The sequence below is a fragment of the Sulfuricaulis limicola genome (genome assembly GCF_002355735.1).
In the GTDB taxonomy this organism is placed as follows: Bacteria; Pseudomonadota; Gammaproteobacteria; order Acidiferrobacterales; family Sulfurifustaceae; genus Sulfuricaulis; species Sulfuricaulis limicola.
This window is the reverse complement of sequence record NZ_AP014879.1, coordinates 2,387,501-2,402,102: the sequence shown is the minus strand read 5'-3', so window position 1 is coordinate 2,402,102 and position 14,602 is coordinate 2,387,501. Positions and strand designations below refer to the sequence as shown.

Genomic DNA, 14,602 nt, shown 5'->3' with positions numbered 1-14,602 from the left:
CGCCTTTGCCGTTTTCATCTTTGAGACAACCCATGGACATGCCATCCGCCATCCGTGCCGTGATCGAGCGGCGTAACCTCTCGGGCGACGAGATGCGCGAGGTCATGCGCCTGATCATGACCGGGCAGGCCACACCGGCGCAGATCGGCGGGTTTCTTGCCGGCTTGCGCACGAAAGGCGAGACCGTCGAGGAGATCGCGGCCGCCGCCGGCGTCATGCGCGAACTCGCCACGCCCGTGGGCGTCAGTGGACCGCATCTGGTGGATACCTGCGGCACCGGCGGCGACGGCGCCAGCACCTTCAATATCTCCACCGCCTCCGCCTTCGTGGTGGCCGCCGCCGGCGGCAAGGTCGCCAAGCATGGCAACCGCTCGGTGTCGAGCAAGTCGGGCAGCGCCGACGTGCTCGAGGCCGCGGGCGTGAACCTGGAGCTGACGCCGGAACAGGTGGCGCGCTGCGTCAATGAAGTCGGTGTTGGATTCATGTTCGCCCCGAAACATCACGGTGCCATGAAGCACGCCATCGGGCCGCGGCGCGAAATGGGCGTGCGCACGATTTTCAACCTGCTCGGGCCGCTGACCAATCCGGCGAACGCGCCCAACCAGGTGCTCGGCGTGTTTTCTGATCAGTGGGTGGAGCCGCTGGCGGAGGTACTGCAACGGCTGGGGAGCGAACATGTGCTCGTGGTGCACGCCGAGGACGGCATGGATGAGATCAGCATCGGTGCGCCCACGCATGTCGCGGAACTGAAAGAAGGGCGGGTGCGGATATTTACGATCCAGCCGGAACAGTTCGGGCTCCGGCGCAGCGAGGTGTCGAAGCTGGTTGCCGGTAGCCCGGCCGAGAGTCTCAAGATGATCGAATCGGTGTTGAACAACGAGGCCGGGCCGGCGCGCGACATTGTGGCGCTCAACGCCGGCGCAGCGATCTACGTCGCCGGCCTGGCCCCCGGTCTGGCCGCCGGTATCAAGTCCGCGCAGGCCGTGATCGCCAGCGGCGCCGCCAGAAAGAAATTGCAGGATCTGGTCGCCCTCAGCCGGAAGCTGGCCGCCGCATGAACGCCCCGCCGGACATTCTGCAAAAAATCCTGGCGCGCAAGGCCGAAGAGGTGGCCGAGCGCGCGCGCCGCGCGCCGCTGGCGGAACTGAAAAATCGCTTGGCCGATGCGCCCGCGCCGCGGGGTTTTCTGCAGGCAATCCGCCACCGCCTCGCCACCGGGCAACCCGCGGTAATCGCCGAGATCAAGAAGGCCAGCCCCAGCAAAGGGTTGTTGCGGGCGGATTTTCGGCCGGCAGAAATTGCCAAAAGTTACGAGCGCCACGGCGCCACCTGCCTGTCGGTATTGACCGACGCGGATTTTTTCCAGGGCAGCGATGAATACCTGAAACAGGCCCGTACCGCCTGCGCGTTGCCGGTACTGCGCAAGGATTTCACCGTAGAGGCGTACCAGGTTTATGAGGCGCGCGTCATTGGCGCCGACGCCATTTTGCTCATCGTGGCCGCGCTGGACGACGCGCGCCTGCGCGAACTGGCGGCGCTTGCCACGGAACTCGGCATGGACGCGCTGGTGGAAGTGCATGATGCGCAGGAACTCGATCGTGCGCTGGCACTGCCCACACCGCTGATCGGCATCAACAACCGTGATTTGCGCACGTTCCGTACGACGCTGACGACCACGCTCGACCTGCTGGGCGGGATTCCGGGCGACCGCATCGTGGTCACGGAAAGCGGCATTCATGCGCCCTGCGACGTCGCGCAGATGCGCGGTCGCGGAGTGAATGTCTTTCTGGTAGGGGAGGCCTTCATGAAGGCCGATGATCCTGGCCTGAAACTTCAGGAATTGTTTGAGGTGTCGACACAGCGACAGGCGAGGAAATCATGAAGGCAAACGTCAAATGGACCGGCGGCGTCAGCTTTGAAGGCCGGGCCGACAGCGGACACACGGTGGTCATGGACGGCGCGCCGGAATCCGGCGGCCAGAACAAGGGCTCACGGCCCATGGAACTGGTGCTGATCGGCATGGGCGGTTGCACGGCCTACGACGTGGTGCACATCCTGCGCAAGTCGCGGCAGGAGATCACGGATTGCGTCGCCGAGATCGAGGCCAGGCGGGCCGAGACCGACCCCAAGGTGTTCACCAACATTCACATCCATTTTGTCGTCACCGGCAAGAATCTGGACGAAAAAAAGGTCCAGCACGCCATCGAACTGTCGGCCACCAAGTATTGCTCCGCCTCGATCATGCTTGGCAAGACCGCCAGGATCACGCATGATTTCGAGCTGATCGAGAGTGAATGAGCCCACAACGCTCAAGGGACAGAAGCTGATGCGTCCGCCCGCCACCGCCGGATTGCGCCACGTGGCGCTGAACGTGAAGGAGCTCGAAGCCTGCGAGCGGTTTTACGCGGACCTGCTCGGCATGCGGGTGGAATGGCGGCCGGACGCCGACAACGTGTATCTCACCGGCGGCAGCGACAATCTGGCGCTGCATCGTGCTGCGTCCGCCATCGACCCCGGCGCGCCGCAGCGGCTCGATCACATCGGTTTCATCATCAATGAAATCGGAGAGGTGGATTCCTGGTTTGAATTTCTCAGGTCGAAGGGCGTGAAGATTCTGAAAGAACCCAGAACCCATCGCGACGGCGCGCGCAGTTTCTATTGTCAGGACCCGGCGGGTAATACGGTGCAGATGATTTATCACCCGCCGCTGGCAAAAAAGTAATTTCTTAAATCCAGTACGCCGTGTGCGTCATGATTTTCGACGAGCAACGCATGGCCTGGCGGATGGGTTCCGGCAGTTCAGCGCCGCCGGATTCTATGGCCACCGTGGCGTGACGGCCCTCGTCGTCGTGCATCTGTTCCAGGATGGCCCGGCTTTTGTTGTCTTCCACGGGGAGTCGTTGCAGATGACCCTCGAGATGCCGCACCACCTGCCGTTCGGTTTCGGCGACAAAGCCAAGACTCCACTTGTCACCGATGATGCCCGCCAAGGCACCGATGGCGAATGAACCCGTGTACCAGAGTGGATTGAGATAGCTGGTGTGGCCGCCGAGCTCGCGGATGCGTTCCTCGGTCCAGGCCAGATGGTCGTTCTCCTCCTGCGCCGCCTGTTCCATTTTTCCGCGCACCTCCGGCAGCCGCGCCGTCGCGGCCTGTCCCTGGTACAGGGCCTGCGCGCAGATTTCGCCGGTATGGTTGATGCGCATGAGCCGGCCCGCCAATTCACGCTCCGCGGCCGACAGTTCGGCATCGGCCTTGCCGGCCGCGGGACTGGCGCGCCCGGGATTGGGCGCCGGCCCGAACACGGTGTGCAGCGCCTGATCCAGCTGTTCCATCAGGCGGTCAAGGGCGGTAAATGTGCGGTTTGTCATGGCATGAGTATCAAACTTAGAGCCTGAAGCTTCAAGTCTTGAGCTGTTTTTCGAGAAGCGTCACCGGATGCATGACCTCGATGGCCAGCCCGGCCTCGCGCATGCCGGCCGCCAGAAAGCTGGCGCAGCCCGGATTCGAGGTCACCAGGATATCCGGGGCGAGGCGCTTGAGATGATCGATTTTCGGCGTGCGCAGTTGTTCGGCTATCGGCGCCTGGGTCAGGTGATATGTTCCCGCCGCGCCGCAACAGATTCTGTTTTCCGGCAACGGGATGATTTCAGCGCCGGGAATTTTCCCGAGCAGGGCATAAATCTTGTCTTCCTGTCGCAATACATTGGTCATGGTGCATGGATCATGTACGGCAATTCGCCCGGGCAGCGGGTGGAAAGCGGTATTCTCCGGCCAGACCGCGTCAGCCAGGAATTGATTGATGTCCCGGATGCGGCCGGAAAATTTTCCAGCGGACTCGTCGCCTTCCGGATATTTTCCGTATTCGCAAAGCGTGGCGGCGCAACTGCTGGCGACGGATACGATCGCGTCGTCACCGTTGGCGAACGCCGCGATATTCCGCCGCATGAGTTGGGCGGCTTTCGCGGTCTGACCGTCATGCAGATGGAGGGCGCCACAACAACCCTGCTCCGGCGGTATATGCGTTTCGTATCCCAGCCGGTTGAGCAGCCGGATCGAGGCCGCCAGCACCTGCTGGTCCGTCAGGCTCGCCTGACAGCCGGTAAAGAGCGCGATGCGGCCCTTCGGCCTGTTTTTTGTCGGACAGGTTTCTGCGAAAGTTCTTTGGGTCTGAAGTTTCGGAACCGCGGCATCGAGCCCGCTCAGCCCGACAAGCCTGAGCACATGACTTTTCCGCAGCAGCCACTGCAGCCCCGTCGCCTGGTACAGCCGCAGCAATTTTCCCAGCACGCGCATCCGCGCCGGTTTTTCCACCAGCCATTGAATCAATGCGACGGATCGGTTCGCCGGTTTGGCGTTTGCGGAACGGCGCGACGCGATCAGCGCGCGCGCGGCGTCGAGCGCTTGTCCGTAACCGACATAGGAAGGGCAGACCTTCTCGCAGGCGCGGCAACCCAGGCAGCGCGCGAGATGGGACTCGAGTTTGGCGCTCAAGGGCAGGTCGTTTTTCGCCAACGCCAGCATCAACGACAGCCGGCCGCGCGGCGACTCGGCTTCATCGTGCAGCAGGTTGTAGGTTGGGCAATGTGGCAGGCACAACCCGCAGGCCACGCATTTAGCGGCCTCGCGCTTGATATGTAAGTCAGGGTTCAAGTCGGGCGGTCAGGAAGCAGTGTGACAGGTACAGGTAAAATATGCCCAAGACGGGCCGATGACCTATAATTCCGCTACGTTAGCGTCTGTGACCCGATTCTGGCAACTTTCCAGGCCCATGTCTTATTATCGTTATCATGTTTTTTTCTGCGTGAACAAGCGCGAGGACGGCAGCGCCTGCTGCGCCAACCACCCGGCGCAGGAGATGCGCGACTACGCCAAGGCCCGCATCAAGTCGCTGGGCATGGATGGCAAGGGCGGCGTACGCATCAACCAGGCGGGCTGCATGGACCGTTGCGAGGAAGGGCCGGTCATCGCGGTTTACCCCGAAGGCACCTGGTACACCTACGTGGATCAGGTGGACATCGACGAGATCATCGACCGGCACCTGCGGCAGGGTCAGGCGGTTGAGCGCCTCAAACTGAAGGAATAACCCCGGTCGTTGCCTTCGAGGTGGGTTCCAGGCGTCACCGGGTGACGCAGATGGCCTGGTGCTATGTGCTGACGCATTGCCCGCACTGAACCAAATCCGAAATGCCGGGTCACAACTGCTCAAGAAATCAGGCAGCAGGATCAGGCAAGAGCAGAGCTGGAAGTTATAAGTTTTACTATTAAAATCAATTAGTTGAATTATATTAGGGGTTTGTAAAAGATTTTTTTCAGATCATATTGACAATAGGTAGAAATATTAGATAATTATTATATTCTATTTGAGCAGGCTTTCTGGCGATTGGCCCGAAGTTTGCTAATCTGAACACAGGTAGTTGAAAGATTTCTTTACGGCGCTCAGGCGCCGGGTAATGGCTCCTCCATCCTCCTAGTGGTGGTTCGGGCGTGGCTCCCCAGCCACGCCTTTTTTTTGCCCGTTTTCCGGCGTATCGGCTTCAGGCGGTTCTCGACCGCCAGAAGCCGGATTGATGATTTTTCCTTGTAACTCATGCGCGTCTTTTGTAATATGCGCGGCTTTCCGGCGGCTGTCCCGCACCGCAAGTGCATGGCGCGAAGCCTTCAAGCAATTGAATTACCCGAAGAATTTTCATGAAAACATTTTCCGCAAAACAGGAAAGCGTCAAGCGCGACTGGTATGTGATTGATGCCACCGGCAAGGTGCTCGGGCGCGTCGCGACCGAAATCGCGCGGCGTCTGCGCGGCAAGCACAAGGCCGAATATACCCCGCACGTCGATACCGGCGACTACATCATCGTCATCAATGCCGACAAACTGCAGGTGACGGGCAAGAAAAGTCGCGACAAAATTTATCATCGCTATTCCGGTTACCAGAGTGGTCTGAAGGCCACGAGCTTCCAGGACATGATGAAAAAGGCCCCGGGTGACGTCATCGAAACCGCCGTGCGCGGCATGCTCCCGAAGAACCCCCTCGGCCGGCAGATGTTCCGCAAGCTCAAGGTCTACCGCGGCGCGAATCACCGGCATACGGCACAGAACCCCAAGGTTCTGGAAATCTAATCTTCAGGTAACCAATACCATGGCGCAGGCAAACATCCATCTCGGCACCGGGCGGCGCAAGACTTCCACGGCGCGCGTTTATCTCAAGCCCGGCAAGGGCGAGATCAAGATCAACAGCAAGTCGCTCGATGAATATTTCGGCCGTGAAACCGCGCGCATGATCGTGCGCCAGCCGTTCGTGGCGGTGGACATGGAAAACAAATTCGACATCATGGTGAATGTCGCTGGCGGCGGGCCCAGCGGCCAGGCCGGTGCCATCCGTCATGGCATCACGCGCGCGCTGATGGCCTACGATGAATCGCTGCGCCCCGCGCTGCGCAAGGCCGGTTATGTCACGCGCGACTCGCGCGCCGTGGAGCGCAAGAAATACGGCCTGCACAAGGCGCGCAAGCGTCCGCAGTACTCCAAGCGCTGATTCTTTTTCGGCGACTCGGAAATACATTAAGCCACCTCCGGGTGGCTTAATGATTTTTAGCCGGTTAATTTTCAGCTAGAATCCGGAGCCCTTCTGGGGGATCGTCTAACGGTAGGACAACAGACTCTGACTCTGTTTATCTAGGTTCGAATCCTAGTCCCCCAGCCAAAAATCAAAACGGCCCGCCTCGTGCGGGCCGTTTTGATTTTCGATTTGGACTAGGATGAGAACCTAGCTTGATGGACGCCATCCCTGGCGTCCGCCCTTCGGGCGCGCTAAAGCGCGTCCAATTTTGTTCCCGACAAAATTGTCGACGAGCGCGCGCCGGGAGCGCGCGGAACGCTACCGCGAAGCGGCAGCGACCCCGAAGGGGCGAGGGACATGGATGTCCCGAGTAATCCTAGTCCCCTCGAACCCAAAGGCTCGACAAGAATCCTTGGGAGCAGACAATCCTGACCCTCGAATCACCAAATCTGGCAAAAATCAGCTTGTTTTCGGGATAATTCACCTTTTTGTTGCAAAAAAGTTACATAATAATTATTTGTCGTTTATTTACAAAATTGCGTTGCATATTCGCAAAAGGCTGTGCTATAAATTACAACAAGCGCAGCTGAACTGTGCTTGAGTTTTTTTCCCAACTACCTTCATTCCAGGAGGAATCATGAAGAAGAAGCTTCTTATGGCAGCCGTCGGCGCCGCGCTGGTTGCCGGACCGATGGTCGCTGCCCACGCGGCCGGTGCAACACTGTATGGCCACTTCCATATGTCGATGGATCGCATTGACAACGATGTCAACGAGGAAGGCTTTATGGCCAACAACTCCTCACGCTTCGGCATCAAGGGCGACGAGGATCTGGGTGGTGGTCTCAAGGCTATCTATCAGGTGGAAAGCCCGATCTTCGCTGCTGACGAAGGCACGGGTGGTTTTGGCGGCACTCTGCGCAACACCTTCATGGGTTTTGCCGGCAGCTGGGGTACGGTCAAGCTCGGTCGCCACGACACCGCCTACAAGGATCTTGGCCGCAAGCTCGACAACTTTAACGAGCAGGTCGGCGACATGCGTAACTTCATCGGTAATGCCGGTGCGTATGATGCCCGTGTCAGCAACATGATCCGTTATGAGAGCCCGAACTTCAGCGGCTTCAACGCGGTGGTGCAGAACACCTCCAACGCCGGTTCTGATGCGGCTGGCAACACATCCAACAAGGATACCAGCGTGGGCCTGAACTTCTCCTCCGGCCCGCTGTTCGTCGGCGCCGCCTGGAACGAAGTAGGCAACACGGGTTCCGACAACGACACGACCGGTATCCGTCTCGCGGGCGCCTATACCATGGATGCCTTCACGATCGGCCTGCTGTGGGAATCGCTGAGCGACATGGGCGGCGTCTCGGGAGCCGACCGTGATGCCATGGGCTTGGTTGCCGCGATGACCATGGGCAACAACAAGTTCAAGTTCCATTGGCTGAATGCCGACAAGGTCGACAATTCGGCGACCGACAACGGCGGTGACATGTGGGCCATCGGCGTGGATCACGTGTTCAGCAAGACCGCCATGGTCTATCTGAACTACGCCTCGGTGAGCAATGACACGGCTGGGACCTTCACCACCTCCAGCGCCAACGGCGGCCATGGTGATAACCTGACAACTGCTGCCGGCAATGACGCGACCGGTATCTCGGCTGGTTATATCCTCAAGTTCTAAGAGGAAGCCATCCGTAACGGTTGAACAAACATAAAGCAGTATCGAGTGACGGGGCCTTCGGGCCCCGTTTTTTTTCAGTCAGAAACCGGTTTCCGGGTTTCAGATTCAGCAAAAACAGTGATCTTCCGGCCTCCGGCAATATCCTGTATCTTTGAATCGAATTGCCGTAGTTTGCGGTGAAATCACGGTTTCCAATCCTATGATCAAAATCGGCATCATCGGCGGCACCGGCTATACCGGCGTGGAATTGCTGCGCCTGCTGGCGGCGCATCCGCAGGCGGATCTGCGGGTGATCACCTCGCGCGGCGAGGCCGGAAAAAAGGTCGCGGACCTGTTTCCCAACCTGCGCGGCCATGTGAAGCTCGCGTTCACCGAACCGGACACGAAAGCCCTCGCTGGTTGCGACGTGGTGTTCTCGGCCACGCCCAACGGCGTGGCCATGACGCATGCGCGCGAGCTGCTCAAGGCCGGTGTGAAGCTCATCGATCTTGCCGCCGACTTCCGTCTGAAAGATCCCGCGCTCTGGGAGAAATGGTACGGCGTGCCGCATGCCTGCCCCGAGTTGCTGGAAGAAGCGGTCTACGGCCTGCCGGAAGTGAACCGGGAGAAAATCAGGGAGGCCCGGCTGGTCGCCAACCCCGGCTGCTATCCGACGGCCGTGCAACTGGGATTTCTCCCGTTGCTGGAAAACGGGTTGGTGGATGTGCAGCATCTGATCGCCGACGCCAAGTCCGGCGTCAGCGGCGCCGGCCGGAAAGCGGAAACGCATCTGCTGTTTTCGGAAGCGGCGGACACGATGAAGGCCTATGGCGTCGCGGGTCATCGTCACTGGCCGGAGATCCGCCAGGGACTCGAGGCGGTGCTGGGCAAATCCGTGGGACTGACCTTCGTGCCGCATCTCACGCCCATGATCCGCGGCATCCACGCGACACTCTATGCGCGGCTCACACTGCCGGGAGCGGACTTGCAGTCATTGTATGAACAGCGTTACGCCAACGAGCCGTTCGTGGACGTGATGCCTGCCGGCAGCCATCCCGAGACGCGTTCCGTGCGGGTCTCCAATGTCTGCCGCATCGCCGTGCACCGGCCGCAGGGCGGCGACACGGTGGTGGTGCTGTCCGTCATCGACAATCTGGTCAAGGGCGCCGCCGGTCAGGCGGTGCAGAACATGAACATCCTGTTCGGGCTGGACGAACGCGCCGGTCTGCGGCAGGCAGGCGTGCTACCCTGACCGAAAATCGGGGTCAGAGAGGGATTTTTTGAGATTAATTTTCAAAGAAGACCGACGTTAGAAAAAATCCCTCTCTGACCCCGATTTTCCGCTATATTCAGGGTATTCCGCAGGCCAATCCCCATGATCGATCTCAACAAACCCGGCGAACTGATCATCAAGCAGCGCTACTCGCCGCGCATGAAGCTGCTGCTGGCGGTGATGGCGGCGGTGGCGCTGCTGGCGTCCGCCGGATTCATCTACAACTACGGCCTCAACCGCGCCGGGTTCGAACGCCAGTCGGCGCAGGAGACGCAGCAGACCTTGCAGGACGATATGCGCAAGCTCCAGGACGAAAACCGCGAGCTGCAGGAGTCGCTGGCGCGCTCGCAGCGCACCATCCAGATGGACCAGGCGGCCTACCAGGATCTCGACAAGTCGCTCAAGGCCTCGGCGCAGGAGATCGTGAAACTGCGTGAAGAGCTGAATTTCTACCGCAACATCATCTCGCCGGCCGACAAGAAGAGCGGCCTGCGCATCCAGAACCTCTACATCGAGCCGGCCGGCGCCGCGAACCAGTTCCGTTACAAGCTGGTGCTGATCCAGGCACTGAAGCATGAGAGCACGGTCCAGGGCCGGGCGATCATCGAGATCAGCGGCATGCAGGTGGGCGAGGACACGCTGTTGCGCTTCCCGGCGGCGAACGAACGCCCGATCCAGGTGAACTTCAAGTATTTTCAGGACATCGAGGGCAAGCTGGAATTGCCGAGGAATTTCCAGCCCAAGCGCGTCAAGGTCTATATCACGACTTCCGGCGGGACATCCCTGGCGGAGGCGACCTACGCCTGGCCGCTGGGGTAGCGAGAAATTGGGGAGAAATCGGCAAGAAATTGGGGTCAGAGACGGATTTTCTCTGACGCCGGTTTTCTGCGAACATGGGAGTCAGAAAATCCGTCTCTGACCCCGATTTCTCACGTGATGCAGGGTCAACTACAATGCCTACATGGAGGGTAACGCAATGCTGAATGCTCTGGGAAAGAAACCGAGCGACAAACCGTGCAACACCATCGACACCCTGGTTGGCGCGAAAACGGAATTGAAGGGCGATATCGTGTTCACCGGCGGCCTGCGCGTGGACGGAAAGGTCCGCGGCAATATCACGGCCAAGGGCGATGCCAACAGCACCTTGGTGCTGAGCGAGAACGCCGTGGTGACCGGCAACGTCACGGTGCCGCACATCATCACCAACGGCGCGATCAAGGGCAACGTGCGCGCCGCCGAACGCATTGAGCTCCAGAACAAGGCGGAAATATCCGGTGATGTCTATTACCGGGTGATTGAAATGGCCCTGGGGGCGGTGGTCAACGGCAACCTGGTGCGCGAGGCGGTTGAAGCCGGTCGCGACAATCCCCAGAAGGGAACCGTGACTCGCCTGAAATCGGCCGGAGAAAATGGTCTGGATGTCGAAGACTAGCTAATTGTTGACCCACAGGGTCAGGAATAGGATAATTGGTTCATCAAGTTTACTGTGATCTGTGGAGGTTCCGATGAGTGCTGCCATGCCTGAAATGCCGTCCCCCCTGATGTTTACCGAAAGCGCGGCAAACAAGGTGAAAGAATTGATCGAAGAGGAAAAGAATCCGGCGCTGATGCTGCGGGTGTTTGTCTCCGGCGGCGGCTGCTCGGGATTCCAGTACGGTTTTACCTTCGAAGAGAACGCCAACGAGGACGATACGCGCGTGGAAAAGAACGGCGTGACGCTGCTGATCGATCCGCTCAGCTTCCAGTACCTGGCGGGCGCAGAAATCGATTTCCAGGAAGGCGTCCAAGGCGCGCAGTTCGTGATCAAGAACCCGAATGCCAAGACCACCTGCGGTTGCGGTTCTTCCTTCAACACCTGACACCGCACAAGACGCACGCAAAAAGGGCCCGCAAGGGCCCTTTTTCGTTTCTGCCGCTTTCGCTACGCCTTGTAAATCCCGCCCAGTATCGCCGCATGCCCGGCGCCGGTAACCGCCGGTATGTTGCCGGGGAGTCCTTCCAGCGTCTGATGCGCGAGCCAGGCAAAGGCCGCCGCTTCCACCCAGTCCGGCGGCATGCCGAGCGCGTCGGTGGTGGTAACCGCGATGCCGGGCAGATTCTCCGCCAGCGCCGTCATCAGCGCACGGTTGTGTGAACCGCCGCCGCAGACATAGGCCTCCAGCGTTTGCGGCAGGAACCGGCGGATGGCCCGGGCGAGGCTCTGCGCGGTGAGCTGGACCAGGCTCGCCTGCACGTCGGCGGCAGCCGGCGGCGTGGCGAGTTTTTTCAAATGCCCTTGCAGCCACTCCATGTTGAAGTGCTCGCGCCCCGTGCTCTTGGGCGGCGGAGCCGCAAAATACGGGTCGGACAGCAGCAGTTCCAGCAATTCCCGCGATGTACGTCCGGAAGCAGCCCATTGTCCGGCCTCGTCGTGCGCATGCGTGTGATGCCGATGAATCCATTGATCCAGCAAAGTATTGCCCGGGCCGGTGTCGAACCCGCTCACCGGCTGTGCGGCGTCGGCCGGCAGGCAGGTCACGTTGGCGATTCCGCCGATATTGACGATGACGCGGTTCCGCTGTGCGGAATGAAACATCTGGTGATGAAAGGCCGGCACCATCGGCGCGCCCTGGCCGCCAGCGGCCATGTCGCGCGCGCGGAAATCCGCCACCGTGGTGATGCCGGTACGTTCGGCGATAACGGAAGGATTGCCGATCTGGAGCGAGAAGGGATGCGCCGCACGCGGACGGTGGCGCAGCGTCTGGCCGTGGCTGCCGATGGCACGGATGTCCTTTTTTGCCAGCCCTGATTTCCGGAGCACGGCGGCGGCGGCTTCGGCGAACAGCCCGCCGAGCGCCATGTCGAGTTCGCCCAGCCGTTCAATTTCGTTGGGGCCGTCGCGCATCAGGGCCTGAATCTCGCCCCGCACGGCGGCGTCGATGGGATGGGCGTGGGTGGCCACCAGAACCGGACGTCCGCCCACGGAGACGGAGATCAGCGCGGCGTCGATGCCATCCACGCTGGTTCCCGACATCAGCCCGATGTAATGCATGGCTTCAGTTTCGGGCAGGCTGCAAAAAGTTACAAGGGATTGCCGGCCTGGCGACTGGCGGCGACGCGTGTGCCGTGACCGATGACATCCAGACGTGCGGACCAGTCGCCGGCGAGTCGCGCGAACTCGTCGCGGTTTTGCGGGGCGATCTTTCCTCCGCCCGCGAACTTGAAGGTCAGGGGATTACGGTGTACCCCGTTGACCTGAAACTCGTAATGCAGGTGCGGGCCGCTCGCGAGGCCCGTGGCGCCGACATAGCCGATGGTCTGGCCCTGGTCCACGAAACTGCCGACGCGCAGGCCGTCGCGGAAGCGCGAGAGATGTGCATAGACGGTGCTGTACGTGGCGTTATGACGGATGACGATGCGCTTGCCGTAACCACCACCCCAGCCGATCGACAGCACTCGCCCGCTGGCGGTGCTGCGCACCGGCGTGCCGGTGGGCGCGGCGTAGTCCACGCCTTTGTGCGCGCGTCGGGTTTTCAGGATCGGGTGATAACGGCTGTTGGTGAAACGCGAAGAGATGCGGCTGAACTCCACCGGGGTGCGCAGGAACGCCCGGCGCACACTCGCGCCATCGGGTGCGTAATAAGAGGTGTAGCCGTTGGCGTCGCGAAAGGCGATGGCGCGGAACGTCCGCCCCTGGTTGACGAACTCGGCGGCCAGGATGTCCCCGTCCATGACCTTTTGCCCGCGCCAGAATTTTTCCTCGTGAATGACGGAAAAACTGTCGCCGCGGCGCAGGTCGAGGGCAAAGTCGATGTCCCAGCCGAAGATCTCCACCAGCTTCATGATCATGTTATCCGACAGCCCGGCGTCCTGGCCGTCCTCGAACAGCGACGACTCGATGGTGCCGGTGACATGGGCCACGCGGGTTTCAAAAGTGCGCAGCTCCTTGGTAAGCTCGAAATGGCCATCGTGGCGCACGAGATGAAACGCCTCACCGGGACCGGTCTCGTAAACCAGCTCCTGCAGCGTTCCGTCGGTGCCCGAACGCAGGCGCAGCGTTTGCCCCGGCAACAGCTGACGAAAGGTGCGGGCTTCCGGGTTGGACTGGATCAGCCGATAGATCATTCCACTGTCGTGGCCGTTGCGGTTCAGGACATCCGAGACCGTGTCGCCCTTGCGGATCGTGACTTCGGTCCAGTGCTCGCGGTCGGGCGTCTCCCTGACCGTTTGTGTATCAGCCGGCGTGCCTTCGATGGAGGCAGTCGCGGGTGAAATGGGCGTTTCGCCCAACTGCACCGTTTGCGGTGGCGTGGAAGGGATCAGCGCATTTGCCGGCGGCGTATCGTTGTCGCGCGGGATAATGGCCGCGATGGTGACCGAGGTCAGGAAAACCGCCAGCGCCAGGAGCCACACGCTGCGCCCCGGCAGACGGTGGGCATGGGCCTTGCCGTGCACGCGCAGCGCCGAGATGATTTTTTTCAACAATCCTTTATGGGGCAATCCTCTGGGCAAGGGAAGTCTCCTGAAAAAACCGGCAGGTTAAAGTTTAGATCAACCGTACTGCGGGCGGGGCTGGGTGTCGGCATGCCATGTCAGGGCACCTATGGTACGCTTTGCGGCGCCCGGAATCACCTGCCGTTTCAGGAATATACATGACACATGTCACCGAATCGCTGCGTCTCATCAAGCGCGGCACCGAAGAGATTCTGCTCGAGACGGAGCTGGTCGAACGCCTCCGGTCCGGACGGCGGCTGCGCGTCAAGGCGGGCTTCGATCCGACCGCCCCTGACCTGCATCTGGGCCACACCGTCCTCATCAACAAGCTGCGCCAGTTCCAGGATCTCGGGCATGAAGTCCTGTTCCTGATCGGCGACTTCACCGGCATGATCGGCGATCCCACCGGCAAGAACAGCACGCGTCCGCCGCTGTCGCGCGACGAGGTGATCGAAAACGCGCGCACCTATGAAAACCAGATTTACAAGATCCTCGATCCGGAAAAAACCCTGGTGATGTTCAATTCGAGCTGGATGGGCGAGATGCGCGCCACCGATCTGATCCAGCTGGCGGCCACGCACACGGTGGCGCGCATGCTCGAGCGCGACGACTTCAGCAAGCGCTACAAGTCCGGCCAGCC

Annotated in this window: 18 protein-coding genes and 1 tRNA gene (1 of these 19 only partly in view); 14 read left to right on the top strand and 5 right to left on the bottom strand. The window is 60.6% G+C overall.

Features of this window, described 5'->3' with window-relative positions:
* Positions 1–32 precede the first annotated feature (32 nt).
* The 4 genes from trpD to SCL_RS11605 are packed head-to-tail and all read left to right on the top strand — an operon-like array spanning position 33 to position 2,722.
* Positions 33–1,058: an anthranilate phosphoribosyltransferase gene (gene trpD / locus SCL_RS11620; protein ID WP_096361355.1), complete on the top strand. Its 1,026-nt coding sequence runs from the start codon at positions 33–35 to the stop codon at positions 1,056–1,058.
* Positions 1,055–1,882 carry an indole-3-glycerol phosphate synthase TrpC gene (trpC, locus tag SCL_RS11615; protein WP_096361354.1) on the top strand — a complete coding sequence of 276 codons (828 nt, stop codon included), beginning with the start codon at positions 1,055–1,057 and terminating at the stop codon, positions 1,880–1,882. The genes trpD and trpC overlap by 4 nt, the downstream gene beginning before the upstream one ends.
* Positions 1,879–2,298 carry an OsmC family protein gene (locus SCL_RS11610; RefSeq protein WP_096361353.1) on the top strand — a complete coding sequence of 140 codons (420 nt, stop codon included), beginning with the start codon at positions 1,879–1,881 and terminating at the stop codon, positions 2,296–2,298. The genes trpC and SCL_RS11610 overlap by 4 nt, the downstream gene beginning before the upstream one ends.
* 28 nt (positions 2,299–2,326) lie before the next feature.
* On the top strand, positions 2,327–2,722 hold the full coding sequence (locus SCL_RS11605) for a VOC family protein (protein WP_096361966.1): 396 nt from the start codon (positions 2,327–2,329) through the stop codon (positions 2,720–2,722).
* 4 nt (positions 2,723–2,726) lie between these two features.
* On the opposite strand, the gene coq7 is transcribed toward SCL_RS11605, so the two are convergent.
* Together coq7 and SCL_RS11595 are read right to left on the bottom strand one after the other, a co-directional pair.
* Positions 2,727–3,371: a 2-polyprenyl-3-methyl-6-methoxy-1,4-benzoquinone monooxygenase gene (coq7, locus tag SCL_RS11600; protein ID WP_096361352.1), complete on the bottom strand. Its 645-nt coding sequence runs from the start codon at positions 3,369–3,371 to the stop codon at positions 2,727–2,729.
* A gap of 31 nt (positions 3,372–3,402) precedes the next feature.
* Positions 3,403–4,653, bottom strand: coding sequence for a (Fe-S)-binding protein (locus SCL_RS11595; RefSeq protein WP_096361351.1), 1,251 nt, complete (start codon positions 4,651–4,653; stop codon positions 3,403–3,405).
* Positions 4,654–4,771: 118 nt separating this feature from the next.
* Here SCL_RS11595 and SCL_RS11590 point away from each other — a divergent pair, with 118 nt between their 5' ends.
* Positions 4,772–5,086, top strand: a complete 315-nt coding sequence (locus tag SCL_RS11590) for a (2Fe-2S) ferredoxin domain-containing protein (protein WP_096361350.1) — start codon at positions 4,772–4,774, stop codon at positions 5,084–5,086.
* A gap of 384 nt (positions 5,087–5,470) precedes the next feature.
* Here SCL_RS11590 and SCL_RS14160 read toward each other — a convergent pair whose 3' ends face one another.
* Positions 5,471–5,665: a hypothetical protein gene (locus SCL_RS14160; protein WP_148665087.1), complete on the bottom strand. Its 195-nt coding sequence runs from the start codon at positions 5,663–5,665 to the stop codon at positions 5,471–5,473.
* A gap of 26 nt (positions 5,666–5,691) precedes the next feature.
* Here SCL_RS14160 and rplM point away from each other — a divergent pair, with 26 nt between their 5' ends.
* The 8 genes from rplM (at position 5,692) to erpA (ending at position 11,348) form a co-directional block, all read left to right on the top strand.
* The gene (rplM, locus tag SCL_RS11585) at positions 5,692–6,120 is read left to right on the top strand and encodes a 50S ribosomal protein L13 (protein ID WP_096361349.1); all 429 of its coding nucleotides are present in this window, start codon (positions 5,692–5,694) and stop codon (positions 6,118–6,120) included.
* Positions 6,121–6,139: 19 nt separating this feature from the next.
* Positions 6,140–6,535 carry a 30S ribosomal protein S9 gene (gene rpsI / locus SCL_RS11580; protein WP_096361348.1) on the top strand — a complete coding sequence of 132 codons (396 nt, stop codon included), beginning with the start codon at positions 6,140–6,142 and terminating at the stop codon, positions 6,533–6,535.
* A 94-nt stretch (positions 6,536–6,629) separates the two neighbouring features.
* A tRNA-Gln gene (locus SCL_RS11575) sits at positions 6,630–6,703 on the top strand.
* Positions 6,704–7,196: 493 nt separating this feature from the next.
* Positions 7,197–8,237 carry a porin gene (locus SCL_RS11570; RefSeq protein ID WP_096361347.1) on the top strand — a complete coding sequence of 347 codons (1,041 nt, stop codon included), beginning with the start codon at positions 7,197–7,199 and terminating at the stop codon, positions 8,235–8,237.
* Positions 8,238–8,436: 199 nt separating this feature from the next.
* Positions 8,437–9,468, top strand: coding sequence for an N-acetyl-gamma-glutamyl-phosphate reductase (gene argC / locus SCL_RS11565; RefSeq protein WP_096361346.1), 1,032 nt, complete (start codon positions 8,437–8,439; stop codon positions 9,466–9,468).
* Positions 9,469–9,591: 123 nt separating this feature from the next.
* Positions 9,592–10,308 (top strand): DUF6776 family protein, encoded by a 717-nt coding sequence (locus tag SCL_RS11560; RefSeq protein WP_096361345.1) that lies wholly within the window; start codon positions 9,592–9,594, stop codon positions 10,306–10,308.
* Positions 10,309–10,465: 157 nt separating this feature from the next.
* Positions 10,466–10,921 (top strand): bactofilin family protein, encoded by a 456-nt coding sequence (locus SCL_RS11555; RefSeq protein WP_096361344.1) that lies wholly within the window; start codon positions 10,466–10,468, stop codon positions 10,919–10,921.
* Positions 10,922–10,994: 73 nt separating this feature from the next.
* Positions 10,995–11,348, top strand: a complete 354-nt coding sequence (gene erpA / locus SCL_RS11550; RefSeq protein ID WP_096361965.1) for an iron-sulfur cluster insertion protein ErpA — start codon at positions 10,995–10,997, stop codon at positions 11,346–11,348.
* 62 nt (positions 11,349–11,410) lie between these two features.
* Here erpA and SCL_RS11545 read toward each other — a convergent pair whose 3' ends face one another.
* Positions 11,411–12,538 (bottom strand): anhydro-N-acetylmuramic acid kinase, encoded by a 1,128-nt coding sequence (locus SCL_RS11545; protein ID WP_096361343.1) that lies wholly within the window; start codon positions 12,536–12,538, stop codon positions 11,411–11,413.
* Positions 12,539–12,549: 11 nt separating this feature from the next.
* The gene (locus SCL_RS11540) at positions 12,550–13,950 is read right to left on the bottom strand and encodes a peptidoglycan DD-metalloendopeptidase family protein (protein ID WP_172426035.1); all 1,401 of its coding nucleotides are present in this window, start codon (positions 13,948–13,950) and stop codon (positions 12,550–12,552) included.
* Between the two features lie 170 nt (positions 13,951–14,120).
* Here SCL_RS11540 and tyrS point away from each other — a divergent pair, with 170 nt between their 5' ends.
* On the top strand, positions 14,121–14,602 hold the 5' end (the start) of the coding sequence (gene tyrS, locus SCL_RS11535) for a tyrosine--tRNA ligase (RefSeq protein ID WP_096361342.1). The gene runs 721 nt beyond the window's last position; 482 of the gene's 1,203 nt are visible here — the first part of the coding sequence; the start codon lies at positions 14,121–14,123; its stop codon lies off the right edge, out of view.

Bases quoted from the DNA above. Each gene is read 5' to 3' on its own strand.
- trpD (WP_096361355.1), top strand. From the start codon at position 33: ATGGACATGCCATCCGCCATCCGTGCCGTGATCGAGCGGCGTAACCTC.
- trpC (WP_096361354.1), top strand. From the start codon at position 1,055: ATGAACGCCCCGCCGGACATTCTGCAAAAAATCCTGGCGCGCAAGGCC.
- SCL_RS11610 (WP_096361353.1), top strand. From the start codon at position 1,879: ATGAAGGCAAACGTCAAATGGACCGGCGGCGTCAGCTTTGAAGGCCGG.
- SCL_RS11605 (WP_096361966.1), top strand. From the start codon at position 2,327: ATGCGTCCGCCCGCCACCGCCGGATTGCGCCACGTGGCGCTGAACGTG.
- coq7 (WP_096361352.1), bottom strand. From the start codon at position 3,371: ATGACAAACCGCACATTTACCGCCCTTGACCGCCTGATGGAACAGCTG.
- SCL_RS11590 (WP_096361350.1), top strand. From the start codon at position 4,772: ATGTCTTATTATCGTTATCATGTTTTTTTCTGCGTGAACAAGCGCGAG.
- rplM (WP_096361349.1), top strand. From the start codon at position 5,692: ATGAAAACATTTTCCGCAAAACAGGAAAGCGTCAAGCGCGACTGGTAT.
- rpsI (WP_096361348.1), top strand. From the start codon at position 6,140: ATGGCGCAGGCAAACATCCATCTCGGCACCGGGCGGCGCAAGACTTCC.
- SCL_RS11570 (WP_096361347.1), top strand. From the start codon at position 7,197: ATGAAGAAGAAGCTTCTTATGGCAGCCGTCGGCGCCGCGCTGGTTGCC.
- argC (WP_096361346.1), top strand. From the start codon at position 8,437: ATGATCAAAATCGGCATCATCGGCGGCACCGGCTATACCGGCGTGGAA.
- SCL_RS11560 (WP_096361345.1), top strand. From the start codon at position 9,592: ATGATCGATCTCAACAAACCCGGCGAACTGATCATCAAGCAGCGCTAC.
- SCL_RS11555 (WP_096361344.1), top strand. From the start codon at position 10,466: ATGCTGAATGCTCTGGGAAAGAAACCGAGCGACAAACCGTGCAACACC.
- erpA (WP_096361965.1), top strand. From the start codon at position 10,995: ATGAGTGCTGCCATGCCTGAAATGCCGTCCCCCCTGATGTTTACCGAA.